Raw genomic sequence first — 5,611 nt, 5'->3', positions numbered from 1 at the left:
TTACATCATCAATCATAGTGGCATCCCCACACATCAAGCGATGATTACCTAGTAACCAGATATCGCCTGTTTGTGTGACAGGATCATCAATCTGATCTATAGCTTCTTCCTCATCAAAATCGTCTTCTTCCGGTTCCATATCCAATAGAAAGTCACTTAAAATTTGATCGACCTCTTCTTCGCCAAAACCAGTCAAGTCCATATCTATTCCTGACAACTGTATGTCGTCCAGCAAGCGAGCCAGCTTATCAAAATCCCAATCGCCACCCACCTTATTTAGACCAATGTTCAAGGCCTTTTCTTTATCCTCAGTTAAATCCACAACCGAGCATTCAACTTCGGTAACTCCTTGCTCGATCAGTACCTTAAGCCTTTGATGACCGCCGACTAGGTTACCTGTTTGAGAGTTCCAAATTAACGGTTCAACAAAACCAAATTCCTCTATTGATTTTTTTAGCTTTTCATACTCTGGATCGCCCGACTTTAAATCGATTCGTGGATTGTATTTAGCTGGATTGATCTGGCTAATCGATACACTTTGTATTTTCATTTTTTATCACCTATAAAAAATGGCCAAGCCGTTAGGCCTGACCAAATTGATATATATAACAAGGGGAAACAAAACATTTGATACTATTTTCGCACTTACTATCTTATCGTGATTTCACTATCATTTGATGCCGAATTACTGCCAAAAAACTGCCAGTTTTCCGACCATATCCATCTCCTTAACTATATAGGCATCGGAAGTTATATTTGCATTCAGACAAACTTCAGACCAAACTAAAAAAGCAAGCCCGAAGGCCTGCTCTAAGTTAAATATATAGCTCTAATTTATGCATCCAGTCCTTCTATATAGTCTGGAAATTCCTCCGCCATAAAATCATATACATCTCCATTATTGTACCGCAAATAGAAAGGGAACTTTGACTCCTTTCCACCTGCCTCATTAAAACACTCTTGAAGGAAGACGGGGATGTATTCCTTCGTTTGGAAGCTAATTTCTTCTAAGAAATCAAGACTTTGTGTTATCTCATTAGGATATTGAGACATTGAACTAATATCAAATCCCCCTAAAGCCGAATCAGAATCGCCATAGGCATTTGTAAAAAGCTGTGCTCCCCAATCTGCCATTGCCGACACAGCTATACCAAAATCACCACTATGTCCTTGTAATTCCAATAGGATGAACTTTGTATCAGGATGGTAAGGATATTCATGTAAAATAAATCGAAAATGCTTGATCGTTTCTTCTTCATATACACTAATTGTTTTAACAACCAAATCTCTTATAGTTTGTTCCACTAGTTATTTCCCCCTTAGCGAGTATGTCCACCCCAAGTGGGACGTCCTCCTGTATGTCTTACTGCACCGTGGATTTTGATTCATTCCATTACAAACTTCAGACAAATTCATCAAAAAGGACAAGCTCAAGGCCTGCCCGAAAAAAATGAAATTGTTATTAAACATCTATCTGAAACAGAGCTATTTTTCTACAAAATAGAGAGCTATCTTAAATCTAAAATTACGCATCCAGACCCTCAACATAATCTGGCCATTCTTCTTTCACTAGATCATAGGCTTCCCCTGAGTTTGGATAAAATAAATAGTAGGGTATCCTTGACTCTTTTCCTCCAGCTTCATTGAAACATTCCTGAAAAAAAATGGGCAGGTAATCTTTAGTAAGAGAATCGATTTCATCTACTAAATCAAGATTTTTCACTACTTCTTGATAAGAAAGTTTAGACATCGAATCAAAACCAAAACCAACTAATGCTGTGTCAGGTTCACCATGAGCATTTTTCGTAAGCTGTTCCTCCCAACCGTTCATTGCTGTTATCGAAACTCCAAAGTCTCCTCTGTGCCCCCTCACCTCCAAAAGAAAAAACTTCGTATCTGGGTGATAAGGATATTCATGGATTATAAACTTTAAATGATTGAGCGTTTCTTTTCGTGATTCTCGGATTGATTCAATAACTAGTTCTTTCATCTTTGCTTCCATTCGATTACATCTCCTTAGCGATTATGTCCACCCCAAGTTGGACGTCCTCCTGTATGTCTTACCGCACCATGAACTTTCGATTCTACTAACTGCATTTTACCTTCATCTTGATTATGATGCCAAGTATAACCGACCGGATCTTCACCCGCCTCTATCCATTTGTGATTCGCCTTCACAAATTCGTCCCTTAAATCCTTATCACTCTCTAGCTTTTCTAGAAGGCTCTTAGATCCTTTACCTGAAGTTATGTTATCAAACTCTGCTTTAGGAATTTTTTCTTTCAATGACGACCTCTCTAGAAACCTTTGTAACTTCCTAGCAGCATTAGGGTTTTTCTCGCCCCCACCATTTCCTAAAACATCAAGCAGAGTTTGATCAATTTCCTTTTTTAATGCTTCATTTCTTTTTAAATCTTTAGATACCCTTTTAGAAAGTAGGCTAAATTGCTGAACATCCGAAAGTAAATATTGATCAACGTTCAACTGTGATTCATAATCTACCCATTTAGAAAAATCAGGAAATCCATTTTCATCAAAAGGAACTTCATAATCCTTACCATTCACTTTAATTTGGAAATTAGATCCGGCTTCCTTTGATTTAACGATAGGCTTACTGCTTCCATCATAATATTTTATATACTTCTTACCATTTTTGTCCTCGATTTCACCCATTTTGGGATCGGGAGACCATGTTTTATTTGATGATGGTTCATTTCCGTATTTTTCTACGTTCTGTTCTTTTATACGCTCACGTATGTATGGATCTACTTGAGCAATCTTGTTTGTTTTCCCAGACCCATCAGGTAACTTTATATCGCTATCCTTGCCTACATGACAGTCAAACACCTTGGACAGAGGTAACTGGATGGAAGCAAAATAATGTCCTGCATCCTGTTGCTGTATCGCTATACAGTCCGTTAACTTCATTATAAACGGTTCGATCTTCGGCCATGCAAATGTAATCCCTGTCAGTAACATCGTACCGGCTGTGGTGGTAACAAGTATCTTTTTGGCATTACCGAACAGCTTACTACCCAGTGACTTTACCTTGTCACCAAATCCTTTGAAGGTGTCAGAGATTGCATCAAAAGCTTTACTTGCTAGAGGAAACTTACTAGAAATGCCACCTGTCTTTGAAACAACAGAGCCTGCCTTCCCTGCTTTATCTAAACCTTTCGATCCAACGAAAAAACCAGCGATTTGTGTCGTCGCATAGCCTAACCACTCTGAACGGGAATTTGCATCTCCATTGACGACCATGCGATTCCATGACTCGGTAATCTCATTCCAGACTCCGCCTACCATGTTAGATAGGTTGTTCCAGACTTCGCTCGGATGGGTAATCCAATGCCAGAGCTTCTTTCCTGACTCAATCGGATTAAAGATCATGTAGATGAGTAGGCCGCCGGCTCCTACCAATAAGTCAAAGACCCCGATGACGATATCAGCCAATCCTCTTAAGACACCTTTAAGGAATGATAGTGCCCATTCAACCGCCTGCAGGGCTGGGATCTGCTTCTTCAATAATGCCCATGCTAGTGTAAGGGCAGACCCTACCGCTAATCCCCATTTCCATAAACTATCCTTCATTTCTTTGAGTTTAGCACCTAACTCGTCCAATATATTGTTTATCTCATCCCACAGTTCCTTACACCACTTGGTGAATCGATCCCATTTGGCTTCTAGCCAGTCCCCTGCTGATTCTAACCAACCTTTTTCCGTAGTAGTTGATGTTTTTGCGATGTCTTGATTGAATCCTCCGTTTATGGGGGTATTATCGATGTTGAAGTCTACTGCATAGGTAACTCCTTGTCCTGCAACTCCAAATCCTAGTAAAGCAATAAAGGTAATCATCATAATAAGTAAGAACTTCGATAATCTTTTTCTGACTGTGTTATTCATAGATGACCATATCTCCCCCATAATCCAGCGAAAAAGGGCAGTTGGATACCTGCCCTCATTGGTTTACACGCTCTATATGAATATATTTACCTATATATTATATAACAAAATCAAAGTTTTTTCACTATTTAACAATAGAAATACTACTTTTATATTTTTTGTTATCTTATTCATCAATCGTTAAAATATAGGATCAAATAAATAAAGAGATTCACATCAACTTCCGATGAATAGCCGCCCTCCAAGCGTAATTATATCTGTACTATTTCAATACCTTCGTGGATTAAAGTAAGTTTCCTCTCACCCATGCACTTATGCAAGCTCCCAATGCTCTCAAAGCATACATAGATAAACACTTTCCGTACCTCTATATAATTTCCATCATTCCGAATCCCTGGATCCCATAGCTACCAAGTGATTGTTCATAAATGACCTGTTGCAACTTTATTGGGGCGTGTACTTCCAAGTCGAGTTCGTACGCCTTGATTTTCTTCTTCTTAACCTCAGTTAAGACTGCAGATTTTTTTAACTGAAATCGTTCTGGATGTAGAACAGATAAATCAATCCTAATGTTCTCTGGAAAATGCTCTCCCCATTTGATATAGTACCAGTTCTTCAAAGAAACTTTTATAGACTCAAAAAATCTACTCTCAAGTGGATGGCAAAAATGAGTCTTTTTATTACTATCTTGAACAGGTACAACAATTGGGCTAAGACTTCTATATCTCATGTTCTCTTGATATTCAGGTTCTGGTAAAATCTTAACTTCTATGAGCGGAAGAAATGCATCTAGTAACAGCAAACCTTGTTTCTTCCACATTCCTTCGATGAGTTTCATACAAAGTGCTTCATTCATTGAACTAATCATCAATGTGGCCGTTCCCTTAACAATCTGGTATCTATGCCGTTTTTGTTTATTTGAAAATCTTAGGCCCGAAAAGGTAAGAGGCTTGTACTTTCTATTTTGATATGATATCCCTTCCCCATGCAGCCAGCTAGCTAGATCCTCGTCTACTGAAGATAAACATTCATATAAGTATGAGAGCAACGGATAATTGAGGCTGTACGGTATGGATAACTCTGAGTCGAAAAAATACTTCACTTCTAAACGAATTTTCTTCACTTCCTTTCAATAACATTATTTTAAATGCATTCATGGTAGCATAGATCAAATTGATTAAATTGTCAATGTAATGGATACTATGACAATATTCCTTAATTAAATTCCAGAGATACAAGTGAACATGAGAATCATAACAATATCTCCTACAATCTTCCTTTCAATTCCTACAAGGATGCAAGTAAACGACATATAGACAACAGCTACAGATATAGTATCCATGTTTCAATTCCTGCAAAGATGCAATTAGACCAACTGCTTGATTACCAGCCCGACCCGTATAGAATTTCTTTCAATTCCTATAAGGATGCAATTGGACGGCTTTTTTATTAGACCGAAGGGAGGTGATATCAATCTTTCAATTCCTACAAGGATGCAAGTAAACCCAAGCCACCATATCAGAACGTTGCTCTAATTGATTATTTCAATTCCTACAAGGATGCAAGTAAACTGTACCGATCCATATATTTATGGAGTGGAAAACACTCATTTCAATTCCTATAAGGATGCAATTGAACGTTTTGGTGGGAGTCATCTGTAATTTAGCTCTTTATATTTCAATTCCTATAAGGATGCAATTGAACAAAA

General features: G+C 38.1%; 5 protein-coding genes. All 5 read right to left on the bottom strand.

Translation table 11 applies throughout. From position 1 onward, the window contains the following. On the bottom strand, positions 1 to 550 hold a 550-nt coding region (locus tag BT147_RS14725), incomplete at its 3' end, for a ParB N-terminal domain-containing protein (RefSeq protein WP_177239865.1). Between the two features lie 284 nt (positions 551 to 834). Continuing rightward, positions 835 to 1,305: a hypothetical protein gene (locus tag BT147_RS14720; protein ID WP_072337046.1), complete on the bottom strand. Its 471-nt coding sequence runs from the start codon at positions 1,303 to 1,305 to the stop codon at positions 835 to 837. A gap of 220 nt (positions 1,306 to 1,525) precedes the next feature. Next, positions 1,526 to 2,002, bottom strand: a complete 477-nt coding sequence (locus tag BT147_RS14715; protein WP_072337043.1) for a hypothetical protein — start codon at positions 2,000 to 2,002, stop codon at positions 1,526 to 1,528. Between the two features lie 14 nt (positions 2,003 to 2,016). Beyond that, positions 2,017 to 3,903, bottom strand: a complete 1,887-nt coding sequence (locus BT147_RS14710; protein ID WP_072337041.1) for an HNH endonuclease — start codon at positions 3,901 to 3,903, stop codon at positions 2,017 to 2,019. A 367-nt stretch (positions 3,904 to 4,270) separates the two neighbouring features. Continuing rightward, positions 4,271 to 5,005, bottom strand: a complete 735-nt coding sequence (cas6, locus tag BT147_RS14705) for a CRISPR-associated endoribonuclease Cas6 (protein WP_072337038.1) — start codon at positions 5,003 to 5,005, stop codon at positions 4,271 to 4,273. Positions 5,006 to 5,611: the final 606 nt, after the last annotated feature.

It is taken from the genome of Thermoactinomyces sp. DSM 45891, assembly GCF_900119485.1.
Classification (GTDB): Bacteria; Bacillota; Bacilli; order Thermoactinomycetales; family Thermoactinomycetaceae; genus Baia.
This window is presented reverse-complemented; position numbering and strand designations above follow the sequence as displayed.

What these genes read in the sequence shown, in the direction of transcription:
- BT147_RS14715 (WP_072337043.1), bottom strand. Translation starts at nt 2,002, where the DNA reads ATGGAAGCAAAGATGAAAGAACTAGTTATTGAATCAATCCGAGAATCA.
- BT147_RS14710 (WP_072337041.1), bottom strand. Translation starts at nt 3,903, where the DNA reads ATGAATAACACAGTCAGAAAAAGATTATCGAAGTTCTTACTTATTATG.